This window comes from Microbispora bryophytorum, from assembly GCF_006874465.1.
GTDB lineage: Bacteria > Actinomycetota > Actinomycetes > Streptosporangiales > Streptosporangiaceae > Microbispora > Microbispora bryophytorum.
In genome coordinates, this window is sequence record NZ_VIRL01000027.1 from 46,644 (window position 1) to 67,820 (window position 21,177).

At 69.0% G+C, this 21,177-nt stretch carries 16 protein-coding genes, 1 tRNA gene and 2 pseudogenes; 7 read left to right on the plus strand and 12 right to left on the minus strand.

Translation table 11 applies throughout. The features are described from left to right. Window positions 1-134 precede the first annotated feature (134 nt). The gene (locus FLX07_RS32715; protein ID WP_223854253.1) at window positions 135-1,940 is read right to left on the minus strand and encodes a SpoIIE family protein phosphatase; all 1,806 of its coding nucleotides are present in this window, start codon (window positions 1,938-1,940) and stop codon (window positions 135-137) included. Between the two features lie 97 nt (window positions 1,941-2,037). On the opposite strand from FLX07_RS32715, the gene FLX07_RS32720 reads away from it, so the two are divergent. Then, entirely contained in the window at window positions 2,038-2,748 is a 711-nt protein-coding gene (locus FLX07_RS32720; RefSeq protein ID WP_142575558.1) for a GAF and ANTAR domain-containing protein, read from the plus strand. A gap of 124 nt (window positions 2,749-2,872) precedes the next feature. Here the strand turns inward: FLX07_RS32720 and FLX07_RS32725 are convergent, their stop codons facing one another. Then, window positions 2,873-3,229, minus strand: coding sequence for an STAS domain-containing protein (locus FLX07_RS32725; protein ID WP_229689964.1), 357 nt, complete (start codon window positions 3,227-3,229; stop codon window positions 2,873-2,875). A 187-nt stretch (window positions 3,230-3,416) separates the two neighbouring features. Here FLX07_RS32725 and FLX07_RS32730 point away from each other — a divergent pair, with 187 nt between their 5' ends. The 3 genes from FLX07_RS32730 to FLX07_RS32740 all read left to right on the plus strand — a co-directional run bounded on the left by FLX07_RS32730 (window position 3,417) and on the right by FLX07_RS32740 (window position 6,047). Further along, window positions 3,417-4,196, plus strand: a complete 780-nt coding sequence (locus tag FLX07_RS32730) for a SigB/SigF/SigG family RNA polymerase sigma factor (RefSeq protein ID WP_142575560.1) — start codon at window positions 3,417-3,419, stop codon at window positions 4,194-4,196. Between the two features lie 120 nt (window positions 4,197-4,316). Continuing rightward, on the plus strand, window positions 4,317-4,739 hold the full coding sequence (locus FLX07_RS32735; RefSeq protein ID WP_167748480.1) for an ATP-binding protein: 423 nt from the start codon (window positions 4,317-4,319) through the stop codon (window positions 4,737-4,739). 9 nt (window positions 4,740-4,748) lie between these two features. Continuing rightward, window positions 4,749-6,047, plus strand: a complete 1,299-nt coding sequence (locus FLX07_RS32740) for an NAD(P)/FAD-dependent oxidoreductase (protein WP_142575562.1) — start codon at window positions 4,749-4,751, stop codon at window positions 6,045-6,047. A gap of 87 nt (window positions 6,048-6,134) precedes the next feature. On the opposite strand, the gene FLX07_RS32745 is transcribed toward FLX07_RS32740, so the two are convergent. The 5 genes from FLX07_RS32745 to FLX07_RS32765 all read right to left on the minus strand — a co-directional run bounded on the left by FLX07_RS32745 (window position 6,135) and on the right by FLX07_RS32765 (window position 11,935). Continuing rightward, window positions 6,135-8,147, minus strand: a complete 2,013-nt coding sequence (locus FLX07_RS32745) for an ABC transporter ATP-binding protein (RefSeq protein ID WP_142575563.1) — start codon at window positions 8,145-8,147, stop codon at window positions 6,135-6,137. After that, window positions 8,144-9,877 (minus strand): ABC transporter ATP-binding protein, encoded by a 1,734-nt coding sequence (locus FLX07_RS32750; RefSeq protein ID WP_142575564.1) that lies wholly within the window; start codon window positions 9,875-9,877, stop codon window positions 8,144-8,146. The genes FLX07_RS32745 and FLX07_RS32750 overlap by 4 nt, the downstream gene beginning before the upstream one ends. 336 nt (window positions 9,878-10,213) lie before the next feature. Then, on the minus strand, window positions 10,214-10,408 hold the full coding sequence (locus FLX07_RS32755; RefSeq protein ID WP_142575565.1) for a hypothetical protein: 195 nt from the start codon (window positions 10,406-10,408) through the stop codon (window positions 10,214-10,216). Between the two features lie 7 nt (window positions 10,409-10,415). Then, complete coding sequence (locus tag FLX07_RS32760) at window positions 10,416-11,300, minus strand: hypothetical protein (RefSeq protein WP_142575566.1); 885 nt, start codon at window positions 11,298-11,300, stop codon at window positions 10,416-10,418. Beyond that, a complete protein-coding gene (locus tag FLX07_RS32765) occupies window positions 11,297-11,935 on the minus strand; it encodes a hypothetical protein (RefSeq protein WP_223854252.1) in 639 nt (212 codons plus the stop codon). Before FLX07_RS32765 ends, FLX07_RS32760 begins: the two co-directional genes overlap by 4 nt. Window positions 11,936-12,053: 118 nt before the next feature. Here FLX07_RS32765 and FLX07_RS32770 point away from each other — a divergent pair, with 118 nt between their 5' ends. Next, the gene (locus tag FLX07_RS32770) at window positions 12,054-12,389 is read left to right on the plus strand and encodes a DUF6458 family protein (RefSeq protein ID WP_142575567.1); all 336 of its coding nucleotides are present in this window, start codon (window positions 12,054-12,056) and stop codon (window positions 12,387-12,389) included. Between the two features lie 10 nt (window positions 12,390-12,399). Here FLX07_RS32770 and FLX07_RS32775 read toward each other — a convergent pair whose 3' ends face one another. Further along, window positions 12,400-12,834 (minus strand): hypothetical protein, encoded by a 435-nt coding sequence (locus FLX07_RS32775; protein ID WP_142575568.1) that lies wholly within the window; start codon window positions 12,832-12,834, stop codon window positions 12,400-12,402. A gap of 92 nt (window positions 12,835-12,926) precedes the next feature. Between FLX07_RS32775 and FLX07_RS32780 the strand changes: the two genes are divergently transcribed. Further along, a tRNA-Pro gene (locus tag FLX07_RS32780) sits at window positions 12,927-13,000 on the plus strand. A gap of 1,027 nt (window positions 13,001-14,027) precedes the next feature. On the opposite strand, the gene FLX07_RS32785 is transcribed toward FLX07_RS32780, so the two are convergent. From FLX07_RS32785 to FLX07_RS38140, 4 genes and pseudogenes are all read right to left on the minus strand, one after another. After that, window positions 14,028-14,342 (minus strand): pentapeptide repeat-containing protein, encoded by a 315-nt coding sequence (locus FLX07_RS32785; RefSeq protein WP_208762511.1) that lies wholly within the window; start codon window positions 14,340-14,342, stop codon window positions 14,028-14,030. After that, window positions 14,339-14,431: pseudogene (locus FLX07_RS38950) on the minus strand (pentapeptide repeat-containing protein); the annotation flags it as partial. The pseudogene FLX07_RS38950 and the gene FLX07_RS32785, both read right to left, overlap by 4 nt. 968 nt (window positions 14,432-15,399) lie before the next feature. Beyond that, the gene (locus FLX07_RS32795) at window positions 15,400-17,049 is read right to left on the minus strand and encodes a hypothetical protein (RefSeq protein WP_142575570.1); all 1,650 of its coding nucleotides are present in this window, start codon (window positions 17,047-17,049) and stop codon (window positions 15,400-15,402) included. 738 nt (window positions 17,050-17,787) lie between these two features. Continuing rightward, window positions 17,788-18,015, minus strand: a pseudogene (locus FLX07_RS38140) (transposase); the annotation flags it as partial. 411 nt (window positions 18,016-18,426) lie between these two features. On the opposite strand from FLX07_RS38140, the gene FLX07_RS32800 reads away from it, so the two are divergent. After that, complete coding sequence (locus tag FLX07_RS32800) at window positions 18,427-21,141, plus strand: ATP-binding protein (RefSeq protein ID WP_142575571.1); 2,715 nt, start codon at window positions 18,427-18,429, stop codon at window positions 21,139-21,141. The last annotated feature ends 36 nt before the right edge of the window (window positions 21,142-21,177 follow it).

A 21,177-nucleotide genomic window follows, 5' to 3' on the forward strand; every position in this document is an offset into this window, starting at 1 on the left:
CCTGCGTCTTAGGCACGTTCGATGTAGATGATGTTTACCTTACTCTGATTCGCGCTAAACACCTAATCGGGAAAAATCGGGCCGACTCCCGTGGGCCCGACTCCCGCGGCCCCACTCACGCGGTCCCACTCCCGTCAGCGGGGCCGGCGCAGCGTGAGGATGGTGATCTCGTCGACCGCGTGGCTGCCGCAGAAGGCCCGGTGGTCCTCCTCGATGGCCTTGACGACCGCGCTCGGGGGCTGCCCGGCGCAGCGGGCGAGGGCCTCGGTGAGCCGCTGCTCGCCGTAGTTGTCCCCGGCGGGGCTCTGCGCGCCCACCAGGCCGTCGCTGTACAGCACGAGCGTCTCCCCCGGCGACAGCGTGAGCTCCTCCGTCGGGGGGACCGAGCCCTCCTCGAAGCCCAGGGGGACGCCGCCGCCCTCGGAGAACCTGACGCCGCCGCCCGGCTGGATCAGCGCCGTGGGATGGTGCCCCGCGGAGGCGAGCCGCACTTTGCGACCCCGGACGAAGCCCGCGGCGGCCATCACGAACAGGCCCGTGTTCTGCGCGACGAGGGCGTCGCTGACCTTGCTCAGGGCCTGCCCGGGGTCGTCCTCCCACACGCTCAGCACGCGCAGGCCGTTACGGACAATGGCGGTGACGGAGGCCGCCTCCTCGCCGCGTCCCGCCGCGCTGCCGATCACGAAGCCCCACCCGTTCTTGACGGGGAACACGTCGTAGAACTCGCCGCCGATGGCGCGTATGCCGGAGCCGCGGTGGTAGGCGGCGGCGATCTCGAAGCCGGGGATTTCGGGGAGCGTGCGGGGGAGCACGCCGGTCTGCAGGGTGTCGGCGGCCTGCGCCCGGCGCTGGAACCCCTGCTGGGCCCGCATCGCCAGGCCGAGGTGCAGGCCGATCTCCTCCATCAGGCCCAGGTCGGCCAGGCCGAACGGCGGCCGGTCGCGCAGCCGCACCAGCGTGAGCACGCCGTGCGCCTCGCCGTCGGTGCGGATCGGCACGCTGAGCAGCGAGCCCGCGCGCATCGCCTGAAGCACGTCGCCGCCGAGCAGGGAGTCGTCGGTCAGCATCTCGTGGACGACACCGCTCTGCGTGGTCATCACCTGCTCCACGACCGGGGCCAGCGCCGGCGGGGCCTCCTCGACCGTCCGCTGCAGCCGCCCGACCGGCTGGTCACTCGGGCCGATGACGACCGACCGGACCAGGTCGCCGTCCCTGGCGACGTCCGCGATCACCCAGTCGGCCGTCTCCGCCGCCAGCAGGCGGGCGGCCCGCAGCAGGGCGACGGGCTCGCGCAGGCTCTCCTCGTCCAGCAGCAGCCCGGTCAGCCGCGACAGCAGCTCGTGCCGCCTGGCCGCCGCCAGGACCGCGGCGTCGTCGGGCACACCCGCCTGTACGGCGGGCTCGGGCAGCTGGACCTCGGTGGGCAGCACGACCCCGGCGATCATCTCCTGCGGCTCGCCCGGCATGCGCAGGCGGCTCAGCACCAGCCGCACGGTGTGGGCGCGCCCCTGGTGGGCCAGCCGGGTCTGGAACGAGGCGCTGTCGTCGCCGTGGAGGACGGCGGCGAGGCGCTGCCGGAACGCGGCCCGGGCGGTCACGTCGACGAGCAGGGGGAAGGCGCGGCCGATGAGGTAGCCGGCCGGGCTGCCGAGCAGGCGCGTGGTCTCGTTGTTGATACGGCGCACCGTGCCGCCCGTGTCCATGATGATCACAGGGATCGGCAGTGCGCGGAACACCTGGCGCAGCAGCTTCTGCTCGCGCTGGCTGCCGCCGTCCCTGCGCCTGCGGCTGCGCGCCAGCTCGCTCAGGGCCTTGCGGACCAGTTCCTCGGCGGCGTCCAGCTCCCGTAGCATCGCACCTGGATCGGGATCGTCCCGTAGGGTGGCGATGCGGTCGGCGAGCCCGCTCAACGCGCGCTCGAGCTCGGCGGTGTCGGGCAAGCTGCCTCCCTCTCTCGACGTAGACGCTACGCCAAACCCCGGGTCTAATCGATCCAGCCTGGATTAACCCGAAAACTATGGGAACGGTCTTTCTACCATGGAGACGACATCCATTCTCGCGCGTGACCTCGCGGCGCTCGGCCGTGTGACGGGGGGCACGTCGGCCGAGGGCGTTCTGCGCGGCATCACCGAGGCGGTCGCGCGCGGCGTGCCCGGCTGCGCCGGCGGCACCGCCGAGCTGTGGATGGAGGAGCGCGTGCTGCTCGCCGCCTCCCACAGCGAGCTCACCGTGCTGATCGATCGAGAGCGCGACCTGCGCGAGGGCCCGTCGAGGGAGGCGCTGTCCACCGGGCGTTCGGTGACGATCCCCGACGTGATGCGCGAATCCCGCTGGTCCCGCTACGCCGCCACCGCCGTGCGGCACGGGGTGCGCTCGGTCCTCGTGGTGCCGATCGCCGTGGAGGGAGCCGTCGCGATCATCGGCCTGTACGGCGTGCGCCCCGGCGTGTTCAGCTCCGGCGGCTCACTCATGGCCCTGCTGCGCGAGCAGGTCACCGTGGCGCTGGCCAACATCTGGGAGTTCGACGACGTCCTGACCGGCGCGGCGCAGATGCAGGAGGCCCTGGCGGGCCGGTCGGTGATCGACCAGGCCAAGGGCATCATCATGTCGAAGAGCGGCTGCTCCGCCGAGGAGGCGTTCGATGAGCTCAGACGGGTGTCGCAGCATCACCAGGTCAAGGTGGCCGACCTCGCCAAGCTCCTGGTGACCGAGCACCAGCAGAAGCACGGGGGAGCGCCCCCGGCCTGAGCGGAGCCGTACGCGCGGGCCGCGGCCGGCAGGGGTGGCGGCGGGCGCGGCGGCGCGGGGCGGCGTGAAGTGGCCCCGCGGGGCGGCGGCAAGATGCGGGGGGACGCGGTGTGAAGTGGCGGGTTCAGACGGCGAACGCGGCCAGGGCCTCGTCGAGGGTGTCGAACAGCGGCAGCCGCTGCGACAGTCCGGTGACCCACATCACCTTGGAGTTGGGGTACTGCACGGAGATCAGCGCGAAGTTGCCGCCGGCCGTGGTCGAGCGCTGCCAGTTGTGCACGATCAGGCCCAGCGCGCGGGAGTCCATGAACGTCACGCCGCCCAGGTCAAGGATCATGTCGGGGCCGTGGTCGTCCGCCGCGGCGTCCAGATAGTCCGAGAACTGCTCACGTGTCGTGGCGTCGAGGACACCGTTCACATGGATCACCACGATGTCCCCCGCCATACTGGACGTCAGGGACAGCAGTCCGTTGTTAGACACCTCGCGCCTCCTCTTCGGCAACATTACTGGTGCAGAAGGGGTGGTGATACTCCTGATTTTGCGGCAATATACTGAAGCAGAGGTCCAGCAGAGGGCCTCGTCTCGACACTGTAGCGAGGCGCGCCTTCTGCTTGGTCACCCCAGCGCACAGGCGCCCTCGCGAGAAAAATACGAGGGGACTGCGCAGATGGCTGCCGAGGTTCGTGCAGAGACCGTCAGCAATCCGACCGCCGAAGAGCTCCTGGCCGAGCTGGCCGTGGACGGACTGTCCGAGGAGCGGCGGGAACGCCTCCGCGAGAAGATCGTAGAAATGCACCGTCCGATGGCGAGGGACATCGCCCGGCGGTACCTCAACCGCGGTGAGCCGATGGAAGACCTTCTCCAGGCCGCGTACGTCGGCCTCATGAAGGCCATCAACGGCTACGACCCCACGCTGGGCCACAGCTTCCGCGGGTACGCCATGGTCACCATGACGGGCGAGGTCAAGCGGCACTTCCGGGACCGCACCTGGGCCGTCCGGGTGCCCCGCCTCTACCAGGAGCGCCGGGCCGAGCTCAACCGGCACGTCGCCGACATGACCCAGGAGCTGGGCCGGTTCCCCACCGTCGCCGAGCTCGCCAAGAAGATGGGTCTGTCCGAGGAGGACATGCTCCTCACCATGGACGCCTCCTCGGCGTACAGCACCCTCTCCCTCGACGCGCCGATCGGCGCCGACGACGACGCCGCCGCCCTCGGCGACGTGATCCCCGAAGAGGACGACGCGCTCGACACCCTGGTGGACAGCGAGGCGTTGAAGCCTCTCCTCGACCTTCTCCCCGAGCGGGAGAAGAACATCCTCCTGCTGCGTTTCTACGGCAACATGACGCAGGCCGAGATCGCGGCGGAGTTCGGCATATCGCAGATGCACGTCTCACGGATCCTCCGCAAGACCCTCGACCAGCTCCGGGCGGAGCTCGTCGCGGGATGAGAGGATGCGACGACGCTCGGGACACCGTCTGTGCCAAGGCGGTGTCCCGGGGTATCTTCGTCCTGCCCACAGCCCATAGATCCTGAGACGGCCAGATTTCCGGCGGGAGGCGTGTACCGGGTGAAAGATGACGGCGTTCCCGCGCACGTCACCAGAGCGGCAAGGGAGTGTGCCTTCTCCTTAGCCGATCTGCCCGATCTGCGGGAGTACGCCGCCGCCGAGGCGCTGCGTCGCGGTATGCGGGAGGACGCGATCGGCGACTTCCTCGTCGCGCTCAACGAGGTCGCCACCAACGCCGTCACCCACGGGTCGACGAAGGCGCGGCTGACCATATGGAGCGAGGGGCCGGCCCTGGTGGTCGCCGTGCACGACGACGGCCCGGAGTGGCGTCTTGAGGGCGAGCCGGGCCACGACCCGCCTCCGGAGGACGCGACCAGCGGCATGGGGCTGTGGGTCGCGCGCATGCTGAGCAGCGACCTCCACGTCACCACCGGTCCCGGCGGAACAACCGTGACGATGCGTTTCCGCGTTGGGCAGGGGTAGGGGACAGCCATGGCTGTCCCACGGATTCTGATCGTCGGCGGCGGATACGTCGGCATGTACACCGCACTCCGCCTGCAGCGCAGGCTCCGCCGCGGCGAGGCGCTCGTGACCGTCGCGGACCTCGACTCCTACATGACCTACCAGCCCTTCCTGCCAGAGGCGGCCGCGGGGAGCATCGAGGCGCGGCACGTCGTCGTCCCGCTCAGGCGGGTGCTGAACAAGTGCCAGATCCTCAGCGGGCGGGTCACCCAGGTGCGGCTGGGCGACCGCAAGGCGGAGTTCACCCCGCATCAGGGCCCGGACCTCACCATCGACTACGACTACCTGGTCGTCGCGCCGGGCTCGATCTCACGGCTGCTGCCGGTGCCCGGCCTGGCCGAGCACGGCATCGGCTTCAAGACCATCGAAGAGGCCATCGCCCTGCGCAACCACGTGCTCGGCCGCCTCGACATCGCCGCGTCCACGCCGGACCCGGAGGTCCGCCGCAAGGCCCTCACCTTCGTCTTCGTCGGCGGCGGCTACGCCGGGGTGGAGGCCCTGGCCGAGCTGGAGGACATGGCGGCGGACGCGCTCAAGTACTTCGAGGGGCTGTCCCGCGAGGACATGCGCTGGATCCTGGTCGAGGCCACCGACCGCATCCTGCCCGAGGTGGGCCCCGACATGGGCAAGTGGACGGTCCTGCAGCTGCGCGCACGCGGCATCGAGGTCCGCATGGGCACGCTGCTGAAGTCCGCGGAGGGCCGCCGCATCGTGCTGAGCGACGGCGAGGAGTTCGACGCCGACACCCTCGTCTGGACGGCGGGTGTCAAGCCCAACCCGCTGGTCGGCGCCGGCGACCTGCCGCTGGACAAGAAGGGCAGGATCAGGGTCGATCCCTGCCTGCGCGTGCACGACACCGGCTTCGCCTTCGCCGCGGGCGACTGCGCCGCCGTCCCCGACCTCACCCGGCCGGGCGAGTTCTGCCCGCCCAACGCCCAGCACGCCGTACGGCAGGCCAAGACGCTGGCCGACAACCTGCTCGCGGCGCTGCGGGGGCACTCCCAGCGGCCGTACCGGCACAAGTACGCGGGGTCGGTGGCGAGCCTGGGACTCTACAAGGGGGTCGCGCAGATCTACGGCCGGGAGCTTCGCGGCTTCCCCGCCTGGTTCATGCACCGCACCTATCACCTGACGCGGATGCCGACCTTCAACAAGAAGACCCGGATCCTCATGGACTGGACCCTCGGGCTCTTCTTCCCGCGGGAGATCATCTCGCTGGGGGCCATCGAGGAGCCGCGCAAGGAGTTCACCCTGTCCGCCCGCTCGTGACCCACGGCGGGAGACGCCGTGTGACTGGGAGATGCCGGGTGACCCGCCCGGGGGAGTGCCGCGTGGCCCGAGGCCACGCGGCACTCCTCAGCCCACTTCTGTGGGGGTGTCGTCGCCGGCCAGGGCCCCGGTGGTCAGTGTCCCGTTGAACTGGGCCGAGTAGAGCCGGTGGTAGGCGCCCCGGGCGGCGAGCAATTCGTCGTGGGTGCCGTGCTCGACGATGCTCCCGGCCTCCATCACCAGGATGAGGTCGGCGTCGCGGATGGTGGACAGCCGGTGGGCGATGACGAAGCTGGTCCTGTCGCTGCGCAGCGCGGCCATCGCGTGCTGCACCAGGACCTCGGTGCGGGTGTCGACCGAGCTGGTCGCCTCGTCCAGGATGAGCAGGGACGGGTTGGCGAGGAAGGCGCGGGCGATGGTCAGCAGCTGCTTCTCGCCGGCGCTGATGTTGCCGCCCTCCGCGTCGATCACGGTGTCGTACCCGTCGGGAAGGGTGCGGACGAACCGGTCGACGTACGTCGCCCGTGCCGCCGCCTGGATTTCCTCCTCGGTGGCCCCGGGGTTGCCGTAGGCGATGTTGTCGCGGATCGTCCCGCCGAACAGCCAGGTGTCCTGGAGCACCATGCCGATCTGGGAACGCAGGTCCTCGCGGCGCATCGCCGTGATGTCCGCGCCGTCGAGGGTGATGCGGCCCGCGTCCAGCTCGTAGAAGCGCATGATCAGGTTGACCAGCGTGGTCTTCCCCGCGCCGGTCGGGCCGACGATCGCGATCGTGTGCCCGGGCTCGGCCACCAGCGACAGGTCCTCGATGAGGGGCTGCTCGGGGTCGTACCTGAAGGACACGTGCTCGAACTCGACGCGCCCCCGCCGGATCGCGGGCAGCGCCGGGTCGGCCGGGTCGGGCTCCTGCTCCTCGGCGTCGAGCAGCTCGAAGACCCGCTCGGCGGAGGCCACCCCCGACTGCAGCAGGTTGGCCATCGAGGCGACCTGCGTCAGCGGCTGGGTGAACTGCCGGGAGTACTGAATGAACGCCTGGACGTCGCCCAGGCTCATCGATCCGCCGGCGACCCGTACGGCGCCGACGACCGCGATGGCGACGTAGTTGAGGTTCCCGATGAACATCATCGTCGGCATGATGATCCCGGAGATGAACTGGGCGCCGAAGCTCGCCTTGTACAGGGCCTCGTTCCGCTCCCGGAACACCTGCTCGACCTCCGGGCCCCGCCCGAAGACCTTCACGAGCTCGTGACCGGTGAACGCCTCCTCGATGTGGGCGTTCAGCGTGCCGGTGTGGGCCCACTGGGCGACGAACTGCTTCTGCGAGCGCTTGGCGATCTGCCCGGTGACGACCATCGTGACCGGGATCGTCACCAGTGCGATGACCGCGAGCAGCGGCGAGATCACGAACATCATGACCAGCACGCCGATCACGGTGAGCAGCGAGCTCAGCAACTGGCTCAGCGTCTGCTGCAGGGTCTGGGACACGTTGTCGATGTCGTTGGTGACCCGGCTGAGCAGCTCGCCGCGCGGCTGGCCGTCGAAGAACCTCAGCGGGAGCCGGTGCAGTTTGTCCTCGACGTCGGCCCGGAGGCGGAACACCGTCCGCTGCGTCACGTCGTTGAGCAGCCGGCCCTGCAGCCACATGAACAGCGACGCCGCGACGTACAGCACCAGCACCCAGGTCAGGACCGTGGCCAGCGCACCGAAGTCGATGCCCTGACCGGGGACGAGGTCCATCCCCGCGACCATGTCGGCGAAGTCGCCGTGGCCCGAGGCGCGCAGTCCCTGTACGGCCTGCTCCTTGGTCGTTCCCGCGGGCAGCCGTCCGCCGATCACACCACTGAAGATCAGGTCGGTCGCGCGGCCGAGCAGCTTCGGCCCGATGACGGAGAACACCACGCTGATCACGGCGAGGGCGATCACGGCCAGGAGCCTCGGCCGTTCCGGGCTCAACCGGCGCAGCAGCCGCCGGACGGAGGGGCCGAAGTTCATCGACTTCTCCGCCGGCATCTGCCCGCGGCCGAAGGGCCCGAAACCGCCGCCTCCGGCGGGCCGCGGTCGCACCGGTGCTGTGGGCTGTGCCGTGGGCCGGTCGCTCATACCGCACTCCCCGCGGTCAGTTGGGACTCGACGATCTCGACGTACGTCGGGCAGGAGTCGAGCAGTTCGTCATGGGTGCCGATGCCGATGACGACGCCGTCGTCCAGGACGACGATCTGGTCGGCGTCGGCGATGGTCGAGACCCGCTGAGCGACGATCACCACGGCGGCGTCGGCCGTGTGCGGGCGCAGCGCGGCGCGCAGCCTGGCGTCGGTGGTCAGGTCGAGTGCCGAGAACGAGTCGTCGAACAGATAGATCTCGGGTTCGGCGACCAGCGCGCGGGCGATGGACAGGCGCTGGCGCTGCCCGCCGGACACGTTTGTGCCGCCCTGGGCGATCGGCGCCTGCAGCCCCTCGGGCATGGCCTCGACGAAGTCGCGGGCCTGGGCGATCTCCAGCGCCTCCCACAGCTCCTCGTCGGTGGCGTCCGGGTTGCCGTACCGCAGGTTGCTCGCCACGGTGCCGGTGAACAGATACGGCTTCTGCGGCACCAGCCCGATGCGCGTCCAGAGCATCTGGGGGTCGAGGTCGCGCACGTCGGCGCCGTCGATCAGCACGGCGCCGGAGGTCGCGTCGAACAGCCGGGGCACCAGGGAGAGCAGGGTCGTCTTCCCCGACCCGGTGCTGCCGATGATCGCGGTGGTCCGTCCCGCGGTCACGCGGAAGGAGACACCGGACAACACCGGCGCCTGCGCGCCCGGATAGCGGAACTCGACGTCACGCAGCTCCAGCTCGGCCCGGCGGTCCACCTGCCGTACGGGACGCTCGGGTGGGCGCACCGACGATTCGGTGTCCAGCACCTCGGCGATGCGCTCCGCGCAGACCGCGGCGCGCGGAATCATGATCGAGATGAAGGTGGCCATCATCATCGACATGAGGATCTGCATCAGGTACATGAGGAACGCGGTGAGGGCGCCCACCTGCATCTCGCCGCTGTCCACCCGGGCGGCGCCGAACCACAGCACGGCGACGCTGGAGGCGTTGAGGATCAGCATCACGGTGGGGAAGATGAGCGCGGTCAGCCGCCCGACGCGCAGCGCCGTCCCGGTCAGCTCGTCGTTCGCCTGCGCGAACCGGTGGATCTCCTCACGCTCCCGGACGAAGGCCCGGACCACGCGGATGCCGGAAAGCTGCTCGCGGAGCACCTGGTTCACCACGTCGATGCGGGTCTGCATGGCGCGGAACTGCGGGACCATGCGGAAGACGATCAGCCCGATCGAGACCAGCAGCACCGGGACGCAGACCAGCATGAGCCACGACAGCCCGACGTCCTGACGCAGGGCCATGATGATGCCGCCGACCCCCATGATGGGCGCGGCGACCAGCATCGTGCAGGTCATCACCACGAGCATCTGGATCTGCTGCACGTCGTTGGTGTTGCGGGTGATCAGCGACGGAGCCCCGAACTCGGCGACCTCCCGCTGGGAGAAGCCGCTCACGCGGTGGAAGACCGCCGACCGGACGTCCCGGCCGAACCCCGCCGCCACCCGGGCACCGTGATAGACCGCCGCGATCGAGCAGGCGATCTGCACGAGGGACACGGTCAGCATCCAGCCGCCGGTGGCCAGGATGTAGCCGGTGTCGCCGGTGGCCACCCCCTGGTCGATGATGTCGGCGTTCAGGCTGGGCAGGTAGAGGGAGGCGATCGTGCCGACGAGCTGGAACAGCACCACCGCCGTCAGCGCGGGCGAGTAGGGGCGCAGATACGTGCGGAGCAGGCGGCTCAGCACGGCCGTGGTCCAGGGGAGCGCCGCGGGGAGGGCAAAATCATGCCGAACACGCTATATGAGCAGCTAGCTCGTTCACGCATGATTTTTCGGCAGGAGCGGGCAGAGCATCGGCGTCCGTGGGAGTGAACAGGGAACCGGCGTCCGGCCTCCTGCGCGATGCCGCACAAGGGACGTCAGGCGGGGCGGGCGAGTTTTCGGCGGCATACGCTGCTGCGGTCTCGCGGGAGAAAGTGCTCCCACGAGACCGCTTCGCGTTGTTCCGGCCTGTGTTGTCCGGGGGATTTCCGGGCTGCGTTGTCCGGGCTGGGTTTTCTGGGGAGGCGTCCGGCCGCGGGGTCAGCGACGGACGCGTCCGCCGCGCCAGCCGCCGCGCCAGGAGTTCACCCCGGCGGTGCCGATGCCGGCCTGGTGCAAAGCCAGCAGGCACAGGCCGAGGGCGAGCAGCGCGGTCAGGCCGATGCCGATGCTCGCGTTGAGGAGGTCAAGGAGAAAGGCGATCCCGAAGACGACCGCCGCGGCGATGGCGAGCATTGTTCCCTCACTTCCGGGTCAGGTGGGCAAGTAACGCGTGGTACTCGTGCAGGGCCAGGCGCAGCGCCTCGGTGTCGCCCCGCTCGTTGTCCTTCCACTGGTCGAGCAGCGCCTGCCGGCGGGTGGTGAGGGCCGACAGGGCCTCCTCCACGAGCGCGTCCGCCTGCTCGACCGACTGACGGGGATCGTCGACGAAGCCCGTCTTGACCTCGCGCCACCGGCTGTCCAGCGTCTCGTCCAGGAAGGACGCCGTGCCGGAGGCCGCGGTGGTGGCGGGGTAGTTCACCGGACCGTCGACGGCGGCGCCGACAGTGGCGGGCGTGGTGGCGTCCGCGGAAGTCGTGGTGTCCAGGGCGGTCACACCGTCCCGGGTGTGGCCGGTGCCGTCCGTCTCAGGGTCGCGGTCCGCGTCGTCGCCGTAGGCGTCGTACGCGCCGGTCGCGTCGTCGTCGGACGGACCCGGCCGGGTGCCGGGCTCGGTGAAGTCGTCCGCACGGCCGTCCGCGACGAGGCGGTCGCCCTCGGCCGTGTGCCTGCCGCCGGTCTGGGGCGACGTGAGGACGTCGTCGCCCGCCTGCTCGTACGGCTCGCGGAAGCGGGAGGTGCCGTCCGCGTCGGTTGTCGCGTCCGTCTCCGCGTCACCGCCGGGTTCCGGTGTCGTGTCCTGCGGGTACGTGCGGTCTCCGGCGTCGCGTGCGGTGCCGTCCGGATACCCGGCGGTGTACGCGTCGCTGGGGGAGTAGACCGGACCGGGGCCCTCGTGCTCGTCCCGCCCGGCGTCCGCGACGGCACTCTCTCGGCGGGCCTCCTCCTCCAGGGGCTCGGGGGTCTCGGGAGTCGGCTGCTCGGCGACCTTGTCGCGCTCGTCGTACTTGTTCGTCCGCATGGTCATCGCCCCGCCTTTCGTACGTTCGCGTGGTGGCCGCTCATCGAGGCGCCGTCATGGCCGTCGGCGGCGGCACCGTTGTGGTTGTTCGGAGCGACGTCGGCGTCGTCGCCGTCGCCGAGAAGCTCGTGGAACAGCGCGCGGTAGTGGACCATGGCCTGGCGGAGTTCTTCCGTGGTGGCCTCCTGCCGGGCGGCGCGGCTGCTGATGTCGTGGGCGTTGCGGTAGTGGTCGAGCGTGGCGGCGTGGGCCACCGACAGGTCGCTCAGACGCTGCTCGAACTCGTCCGTGGGATAGCCGCGCTCGGCCATCACCGCGGTGACCAGCGTGTCGGCCTCGGTCACGGCGAAGCCGGGAGCGTCCACGAACCGCTCCTGCACCTCGGCCCACTTCCTCGCGTACCCTTCCCGGGTCTGCGGGTCGAGCGGGCGGATGTCCAGCTTGGCGTGGCGCTCCTCGCGGGCGAGCAGTTCCTGCTCGGCCTCTTTACGGCTGTCGCTCTCCCGCACCGTCCGTTCGTACTCGGGCCCGAAACGGTCCTGCAGGTGGCGTCGGCGGTTACGTGCCGACACAAGGTAGCCGACTGCAAGGATCACCAGCACGGCGACGATCACGACGGCCACCCATGCTACGGCGGTCATATCTGCCTCCAGGGGTGAGTGCGTTGTTCATCCGCACTGCCCGGGAACGCGGCCTTTACGCCTTGCGTAATCGTGGATTCTGCGGGTAATGGGCGGTTGACCAGCAGAGGAGGTAGCCATGGGCTTCGGGGCCAGTCTCGCCTTCATCGCGGTCGGCGCGGTTCTCGCGTTCGCCGTCAAATGGGACGTTCCTGGAATCGACCTGCAAATGATCGGCTGGATTCTCATGGCCGTGGGGGTCGTCAGCATGGTGTTGACCGGTCGCTACACCCGGCGCCCGCGGGCCGAGGAGACGGTGGAGACCATCGAGCCGGACATGATGTACACCGTGGACCCGGCCGCCGAGCCGCACGTCCGCGTTCAGGAGACCGAGTCGCACACCGCCGTCCACCCGGACGAGCGTCACGTGCACGTACGCGAGGAGACCGCGCCCCTGCCGCGCGACGGTGTGTGAGTCGTACGGGTCAGGGAGCGGTGCCCGCCGCGTCCGAGGCCTCGCGGACCTCGGCGAGGACCCGGGCGATGTGTGAGTCGTCCCCGGCGGGCACCTCGTGGAAGCCCCGCTCGGGGTCGTAGGCGATGTCGAGCCCGTTGTCGACCAGCCGGTTCGCCCAGCGTAGAGCGGTATTGAGCCTGTCCTTGGGGACCAGGCGGCCCTGGGACGCGGCGGAGAGGTTTCGCAGGTTGGTGGCGGGGCCGCTCTGGCTGTGCTCGCGCCGGAGCTTCCAGGGCAGGGCACGGCTGTGGTCCGTCATCGGCTTGGACAGGCCGGCGGCTCGCTTCGCCTGCAGGACACCCGACTCCGTGACACCGAAGTGCTCGGCGAGACGGGCGTTGCTCCACCCGTCGGCGGCCAGCCGGACGAGTTCTTCCTGGTCGATGCGCGCCTTCCTCCCCATGATCGCCAGCCTAGGCCCAGCGGGGCGGTTCGTGTACGCACGAGGGCGGAAACTGCGCTAAGGTTTGGATGTGCCCGGGGAGACCAGGGCAACGGGACGTAGCGCAGTTTGGCAGCGCACTTGACTGGGGGTCAAGGGGTCGTGGGTTCAAATCCCGCCGTCCCGACACTGTTCTAGCAGGTCAGAGGCCTGATCACTCTCAAAGTGATCAGGCTTTTTTGATGTCTGACCGTCGTTTGACCGTGAAGCTGAACGTGCCGACCGCTCCCGACCGGTGCCCGTCAATACCGGAGCTGACCAGGGGATCCACGGTCAATGAAGGTGCGGGTGGCCGCCGTGTTCAAATGAACTGCCTCGTCATCTCGGAAGCTGTCCGTTTTGGTGGGATTCGGCCCGGTGAATCTACGTTGTAAAGGTTAGGCGGGCCTCAGGACGATCGCTTGCCGGGTGAGCCTGGATGTACTGCTGGGCGGCGGTGTGGGCCTGGCGTGCGGTGTCGTCGACGGTTTCGGTTAGAAGTCGGCAGGCGTGGGTGAGTAGGCGGATTCGCCGGCGCAGCTCGTGGGTGGCCCAGCCGGACACCTGCGCGGCGAAGTCGCGGCCGGCGGTTGCGTGCCAGCCGTACTGTCTGAGCGCGCGCAGGCAGCGTTGCTGGTCGGCCCAGCTGTCAGACCACAGCATTAGCGTCGCTGCTCGTCCCTGTCCTCGGCGGCTGCGCGCTCCGCAAGTTCCTCGACCCGAGCCGCCTGCGCGGCCGCCTCAGCCTCGGTGTCGATTTGTCCCTCCGGATAACCGACTTTTCTGAGACGGGCCAAAAGCTGATCCATGGCGTCCCATGCCGCGCTGTGATCACGCACAGGGCGAGCACCACAGCTGTCGGCCATGCGATCGCCCCAAGCAGCCACCCTCGTCTGTCGACTTCGCTGATGTGACGCTGTGATAGGCGGGCAGCAGGTGACCTGCCAGGCCCTCCGGCCTCGCCCGCTCGCGCATCTCGGTCAGGGGCCCGCAGCGCCCAGCTGTCGCTGGCGTCATCGGCTGGAGCGGCGAAGCCGCTCGGTCTCCTGCCGGTCCGCTTACCCGCGTGTCATGGCCGGTTCGGTTTGGTCAGAAGAGCGTGGTTGCGTCGGTGGAGGCGACGGCTTGGATCTCCTGGGGTGTCATTCCCATGACATTCCGTAGGTCCGTGCCCGTCAAATCGGCACCCCCAGGCGAGCGCCCTCCAGATGTGCGCCGTTCAGGTGCGCGCCATGTAAAAATGCGGTGCGTAGATAGGCACCGGCCAGGCGGGCGCCCTCCATATGAGCTCCTTCCAGATGGGCATCGTCCAAACCCGCACCACTCAGGTCCGCACCGCGAAGGTTCACGCGCCCCAAATCCATGGCGTCCAGGTGCGCGTCGCGTAGCTCGGCACCACGTAAATCCGCGTCCTGCAGGTTAGCAGCCGAAGCAAAGCCTTCGAGGCTGCTAATGAATGGGTTGGCATCGCTCAGACGAGCCCCGTTCATGTGCGCGCCTCGCATGTCCGCGGGCGGCGGAGATCGGCGGATCGTAGGTCTGCACCGTTCAGGTGTGCGCCGATCAAGTAGGCGCCGCTGAGGTCAGGACCAACATCCTCAGGAGGGGCTGGAGAATGGCGCTCCGCTCCGCACCGGTGAGTAGGGCGCTGTCCAGGTCGACGGCCGGGAAGCGGACATTGGTCAGGTCGGCTCGTTCATGGGTAGTCGCAGCCAGAGTGATGGCGATGTCGAGGGCTGCCCGGACGTCAGCGGTGAGCCGGATCGGCGGGGTTTTTTCGTGGTTCGGCGTTGCTGGGCTGGCCGCACAGGTCAGTGTGCGCCGTACAGAGGTCACGGTTGCGGACGTATGCGGCGAGCACGTTTTGGATCGTGAGAGCGTTCTGGGCGCGCCCCACATCCTCGTGCTCAGCGGATGTGACTAGCTGCCCCAGGCCGGCTGTGACTTGATAGTGAGCCCGCCCCGCCATCGCCCCCAGGCCGTGGTCGAAAGGCTCCTTTACTTCCCCCCGGCGCTCGGCTTGTGCGTCACCTTTCCCCGCTCCCGCCGCTACTGATGGGGGCGGTGGTTGGTACGTGCCACCACGCCCGCCTACACGGCCGCCCGCACCGCCACGGCCCGCGTCCGCCCAGGGGCCACCCGGAGCTGTCCGCGCGGCCCTTCAACACGGCCTGGCGGTTACTCGCGACACGGACTCGGCAGGACGGGCCACAGTAAATGGTGAGTGCCGTCGGCGTTGCCGTACCGGCACTACGCGGCATTCGTGGCAGGGTCTGTCGCGGTCACGTTGCCGGAGGCCCGGAAGGCATCGCCGCCGAGTACAGCAGCGCGTCTTGTCCTGCTAGTACTCCAGTGACACTTCGGGATCTTGAGGGGTCGAGGTCACATGGCGACGGCCACCGCGTGATCACTCCAAAAGATCGTGCGGTGGCCGCGAGCCACAGCGTAGACCCTGATGGCTCCTGGAACACGTCGGCGGGGCCTGGTGAGTCACCACAGGATCCCGGCCGAGGTGCCCGGCCCGGCGGCCGGGCACCGGTCGTCGGGTCACTTGACGATGATCTGATGGGTGGCCTGGGCTGGTCCGGTCCCGCCATCCCCCGCATAGCTCGCGAGGTAGCTGTACCTGCCGGCGTTGGCGGGCGTGTCGGTGAACGTGTACGTGCCGTCGGCGTTCACCCTCACCGGCGGGAGCTTGACGGTCTTACCGCTGGTGCCCTTGACGTACAGGGTGCGCTGCACGGTGAGCGTGGACCCCGGAGAGGGCGGCCTGTCGCCCGCCGTCAGGACGCCGCTCAGCTCCACGGCCGTGCCGGCGACGACGGACTGCGGCCCTGTCAGGGTGAGCATGGCTTCGCGCTTGACCGTCACGGTGACGGAGGCGCTGCTGCGGCGGTGGCCGTCGTCGCCGTCCCAGAACACCCAGTAGATCACCTCGCCGATGTACGGCGGCAGCTCGAAGACGGGCGTGTCCTGGAAGGTGAACGTGCCGTCCTGCCGCGTCGTCACGCCGGTGATCGGCAGTTTCGTCCAGCCGGGCAGGTACTGGATCACCGTGAGCGGCTTGAGCCCGAGCACCTCGCCGTCGGCGCGGGTGAGCCGCCCCTCGACGGTGATCGGCGAGCCGGCGTACGCGTCCGTGGGGGCCGTCACCGTGAGCTTGGTGGCCGGTAGCGCGACGCCCGTCACCCGCCACAGCAGCAGCCGGTCCGTGGAACTGCGCAGCAGTGCGAAGACGTCCGTGCCAGAGAACGCGACGCCGTCCGGGAGCAGTTCGGCGTCCGGCTGGTCGGCCGCGAACAGCTCCGCGCCCGTCGCCGCGTCGTAGAGGGTGAGGTCGGTGCTGCCCCACTGGCGTCCGGCCGCGAAGTACGCGCCGTCCGAGCCGAGCGCCACGGCGGACGGGTACCCGTCCCAGCCGTCGCCGTAGGTGCCGGTCGCCGCCAGGGTCCTGGTGTCGTACCTGGTGAAGTGACCGGGGGTGTCGGCCGCGCTGAACAGGGTGCCGCCGTCGGAGCTCAGGGTGAGGTCGCGCAGGGAGTCGATGCGCCACTCCTCGCCGTCGATCGTGCCGCGCAGCGCGGGGGCGCCGTCGCCGAGGTCGTAGACCAGTATGTCGGCGTGGTGCAGGGCGGTCTGGCCGACCACGAGCGTGTCGCCGGCGGCCGCGAGCACGGGAGGCCGCAGGTGCTCGCCCCCGAGCGCCACGGGCGCCGGGGCGCTCGCGCTGAGATCCAGGCCGACGACGCCGCCGGGGCCGTTGTCGCATCCGTGCCCCACCCACAACCGCTCGCCCAGCAACGCCAGGGTGGACGGGCAGGGGTGGGCCGACAGGTCGATCCGGCGGGTGACGGCGAGGCTCGTGGTGTCGATCTCGGCGACCTCGTTCGAGCCGGTGAGAGCCGCGTACAGGCGGGTGCCGTCCGCGTTCACGGCCAGCTCTTGGACGCCGGGCAGGCCGGTGACGACACCGCCGGTGAGGTTTCCGTCAGTGCCGGCCACGATGATGCGGTCGCCAGCGGGAACGAACACCCGGCCGCCGCCGACGGCCAGGTCGGCGGTGTAGGAGTCGGTGACCCCGAGGTCGGTGGTGGTGCCGGCCGCCGAGGCGGCGGGGGCCGTGACGGTGAGCAGGCCCGTGATCAGGCCGGCGGCGCCGCAGTAAGCGGCTAATCGGCGAACCAGGGATGGGGACACGAGAGCCTCCTGCCGGGATGGGAACATGCGTTCTAATAACGTCTCATGGGTGCTCCCACGTCAAGATCATTCGGTCGCGCGACACCAAACCGTAATCAAGCACCCTCCGGGGTTCGAGACCGGGACGATTGTCGGTGCCCGCCGACATAGTCGTCGCCATGACGATTCCCCTCACGTGAGTCCGCGCCGTCCGCGGCCAGGAGCCGGCGCTGGACGGGATGACCCTGCGCTGCAGGAAGACCGGCGGCCAGATGCTGGCGTCCGTGCCCAGGGCCGTGCGGTCCAGCCCGGTCGGTGAGCAGTTCGCGGCGCTGCTTGAGCACCTGGACGGGCACGAAAAGGAGTGCCGCGCCACCGTGGAGTCATGGATGCTGAACGGGCTGCCGGTGCCTGTCGGGCTCCTCGCCGGGTGTGGCCCGACCCCTGGTGGCGGGCCTGCCTGCGGCACCTGGTGGTTCCGCGTGGAGGGGCGGGCCGGGCTGCTGGAGGAGGTGTCCGAGGATGGGCGGGTGAGCGTCAGGACGGCGGACGGTCGGCGGTTCAGGGGGCACCAGGCCCTCGGCCCCGACGAGCGGCGGGTCGGCCCGACGGCCACAGGTTCCACGACGGCCGGGACTTCTGGTGGCACACCGGCACAACGACTGGGAGCCGCAGGGGCACCGCGTCGACCTGGCGACGGGGGAGCTCGCCGAGGAAGGGCTGCCGGAGTTCTTCGACCCGTCTCTGCTGGGCCAGGGCCGCCAGGAATACCCTGACCTGGCAGTTCTCGACCCGGCCACACGTCTTCGCGCACGGCGTCGGCGTCCCACCGGGCGGTACGCAGCAACCGCTGCGGCCCGGCCAGCCCGGCATGCTCGGCCAGGGTCCAGCAGTTCTTACGGTCGAGGTCGGCCAGCAGACCGCGCACGTACGCGGTCGCGCCCGGCGGGGCTCGACGCGGCCGAACCGGCCGCCGATCCGGGTCATCAGCTCGTTGAAGGCGACCATCCAGCCATCAGGATCTACGCTGTGGCTCGCGGCCACCGCACGATCTTTGTTGTCTTCACCAACCACGAGTGATCACGCGGTGGCCGTCGCCATGTGACCTCGACCCCTCAAGATCCCGAAGTGTCACTGGAGTACTAGGCGGCGCAGATGCGATCAGGCTAAATCGCAACCCGATTCCTCAATTATGGTGGAGCACCAATTAGAAGAGTCGAGGTCATCGCCCATCCGTCTCCGAAATCAGCTTCCACGGCGTTGATCGACACGGAAGTGGTAAGTCCTGTTGATATCAGGTCGAGCATCCGTAAGATGCGGGGAGACCAGAGATCGACTAGAGAGCCGAACCCACGTGACTCGATCCGCTGGCAATACCGGCCATGAGAGGTCGGCACGTTGACTTCGACGCAGCGTTTCCGGCATGTCATACCTTTTATCGCCGCCCTGGTGACCGCGATAGCGGTCTTCGCGGGCATCGTGGCCGGGGTCAACGACGGCGACGGCTTGGGGCAGGAGCAGTTCATCTTCGCGATAGTCGCGTCGATGCTGTCTGGCGGAATCGCCTTCTGGCAGGTGAAGGACCAGGTCGGGAAGCAGCGCCAGGAGTTACCGGCAGCGAACGGCACACACCTTCCCCAGGCAGGACGGCTGTATCAGCTTCCACCCGATATCGAGGACTTCACTGGCCGGGCAGAGGACGCCACCGAACTCGCGCGGCTGCTCATCTCTCGGAGAGCTGACACGGCGGTCGTTGTGACCGCCCTTTCCGGCAAGGGTGGCGTCGGCAAGACCACGCTCGCGCTGCACGTCGCGCACCGGATCCGCAACCAGTTCCCTGATGGGCAGCTGTATGTGAACCTCCGCGGTGCCGAAGCTCAAGTCCTTGACCCCGCGGAGGTCCTCAGCCGGTTCCTCCGCGAACTGGGCATCGACTCGGCGAGCATTCCTGAGCACCTGGAGGACCGGGCGCGGATGTATCGCGCTCAGCTTGCCGACCGGCGGATTTTTCTCTTGCTGGATAATGCGCTCAACGAACAGCAGATACGTCCACTGCTCCCGGGAAGCCCGAGCTGTGCCGTCCTGATTACGAGCCGGTCCCGGTTGGCTGCGCTATCCGGAGCGCATATCCACTCCCTGGACGTGATGACCGTCGAACAGGCCCTGGATCTGCTCCGGCACATCGTCGGTAGGGCGCGGGTGGCCGCGGAACCCGAGGCCGCGAGTGAGATCGTTCGACTGTGCGGACGCCTTCCACTCGCGCTCCGCATCGCAGGGGCCCGGCTGGCATCCCGGCAGACCGACCGGCTGGCCGGCTTCGCCGCACGACTCCGTGACGAGCAGCACCGATTGGACCTGCTCAAAGTCGGTGATCTGGAGGTGCGTGCCAACTTCGCACTGAGCTACCAGGGATGCGACGAGGAACTCCGACGAGCGTTCCGGTTGCTCGGCGTCTTGAAGGCCGCTGATTTCTCCGCCTGGACACTGGCTGCGCTGGCTGGCGTATCCCTGCAGGCAGCCGAGGAGATGCTGGAACGCCTTGTCGACGCCGAACTGATCGAGATCGGCGGCGAGGACCAGACGGGAATCCGGCGCTACCGCTTCCATGACCTGCTGCGTGTTTATGCTCGCGAGCGACTCGCCGAAGAGGAGAGCGAGGCGGACCGCGAGAAGGCGCTGGCCCGGCTGCTGGAGCTTTACATCGCACTGGCAACCAACGTCTCGGTGCTGCTCGAACCCGGCGGGTACGGCGAGCCCGCGCATGTGGACCCGGCGCTGCTTCGAGCGATCCACCGCGATCCCCGCGAGTACTTCCTCACCCACGAGACGACATTCCTTCTCGGTGTCGAACTTGCCGGTGAGACGGAGCTATGGCGGCATGCCTGGCGACTGACCAGGGCGCTTCCCGTCACATCGCTCTGGCCGTCCGACTGGTCCACCTGGGTGCGTGTGCACCTGATCGGACTGGATGCCGCGCAGCGAGACGGCAGCCGCGAGGGCGAAGCCGAGATCCGCTGCCAGATGGGTGCGATCCACCGAGCGCAGGGCGACTACACCTTCGCCGAACAGCATCTGCGCGCATCGGCCGAGATCGCCGAGGAGATCGGCGATGAGCTCAGAGGTGCGATCGCGCTGAGCGTGCTCGGTGACACTTATCGCTACACAGGCAGCCTCGATCAGGGGGTGCGCTGCTTCACACAGGCATTAAACGTGTTCCGCCGACGCGACATCCCGCGGTACATCGCCTGGGCGCTCAACGGCCTTGGAGACCTCCAACGCGGACAGAGCAAGTGGCAGGAAGCGATCGACAGCTTCACTGAGTGCATCCAGATCTTCGACCAGCTAGGTGACCGGCTGGAGTCCGCTCGCGCCCGAGTACGGTTCGGCATTGTCTACCGGGATCAGTGCCTGTACGGGGAGGCAGAGCGCCTCTACCTCAACGGCCTCGGCGTGATCCGCGAGTCCGGTGATCGCCGCTGGGAAGCGCGAACGCTGCGCCAACTCGGGGTCCTGTGGCGCAACATGGGCCGTACCAAACAAGCGATCAAGGCGCTGAACGAGGCACAGGAAATCTTCGAGGAGCTGGTAGACCGGCGTGGCGTCGCCGTCGTCCTCCGCAACAAGGGGGACGCTTACCGGCGCGCCGGTGACTACAAGGCGGCGCTGGAGTGCCTGGAGGACGCCCTGGCTCGCTTTCAAGAACTCGAGGATCGCCGCTGGCAGGCCCGCTCACGAATGAGCATTGCCGACACGATCCGACATGCTGCGCGGTGGGAGGAGGCGGACGCCCACCTGAAAGCCGCATCCGAAATCCTGCAGGAGATCGACGATTGCCCCGGCCAAGCCCGTGTCCTGCGTACCTTCGGCCTCTTCCATACCGGACAGCGGCATTGGAAGCAGGCTATCGAGGCCTACCAGGAGTCGCGGACGATCTACGAGTCACTCGGCGACCGTGCCTGGGCCGGTCGAACGATGGCCGAGGAGGCGGCGGTCCATCAGGCGATGGGTGATGAGGAAACATGGCGTGATCTGCGGCGGCGGGCCGAACAGATCTGCCGCGATTGTGGCGCCCGCACCGACGACGAGGTCGGGCTCTGGCTCACATCGTGGTGACCTGCGGATGTGGCTCTGAGCGGCAGGGCAAAAGGA

Excerpts from the sequence above, each read along its gene's own strand:
- FLX07_RS32720 (WP_142575558.1), top strand. The coding sequence starts at position 2,038 with ATGGAGACGACATCCATTCTCGCGCGTGACCTCGCGGCGCTCGGCCGT.
- FLX07_RS32730 (WP_142575560.1), top strand. The coding sequence starts at position 3,417 with ATGGCTGCCGAGGTTCGTGCAGAGACCGTCAGCAATCCGACCGCCGAA.
- FLX07_RS32740 (WP_142575562.1), top strand. The coding sequence starts at position 4,749 with ATGGCTGTCCCACGGATTCTGATCGTCGGCGGCGGATACGTCGGCATG.
- FLX07_RS32745 (WP_142575563.1), bottom strand. The coding sequence starts at position 8,147 with ATGAGCGACCGGCCCACGGCACAGCCCACAGCACCGGTGCGACCGCGG.
- FLX07_RS32755 (WP_142575565.1), bottom strand. The coding sequence starts at position 10,408 with ATGCTCGCCATCGCCGCGGCGGTCGTCTTCGGGATCGCCTTTCTCCTT.
- FLX07_RS32760 (WP_142575566.1), bottom strand. The coding sequence starts at position 11,300 with ATGACCATGCGGACGAACAAGTACGACGAGCGCGACAAGGTCGCCGAG.
- FLX07_RS32765 (WP_223854252.1), bottom strand. The coding sequence starts at position 11,935 with ATGACCGCCGTAGCATGGGTGGCCGTCGTGATCGTCGCCGTGCTGGTG.
- FLX07_RS32770 (WP_142575567.1), top strand. The coding sequence starts at position 12,054 with ATGGGCTTCGGGGCCAGTCTCGCCTTCATCGCGGTCGGCGCGGTTCTC.
- FLX07_RS32775 (WP_142575568.1), bottom strand. The coding sequence starts at position 12,834 with ATGGGGAGGAAGGCGCGCATCGACCAGGAAGAACTCGTCCGGCTGGCC.
- FLX07_RS32785 (WP_208762511.1), bottom strand. The coding sequence starts at position 14,342 with ATGAACGGGGCTCGTCTGAGCGATGCCAACCCATTCATTAGCAGCCTC.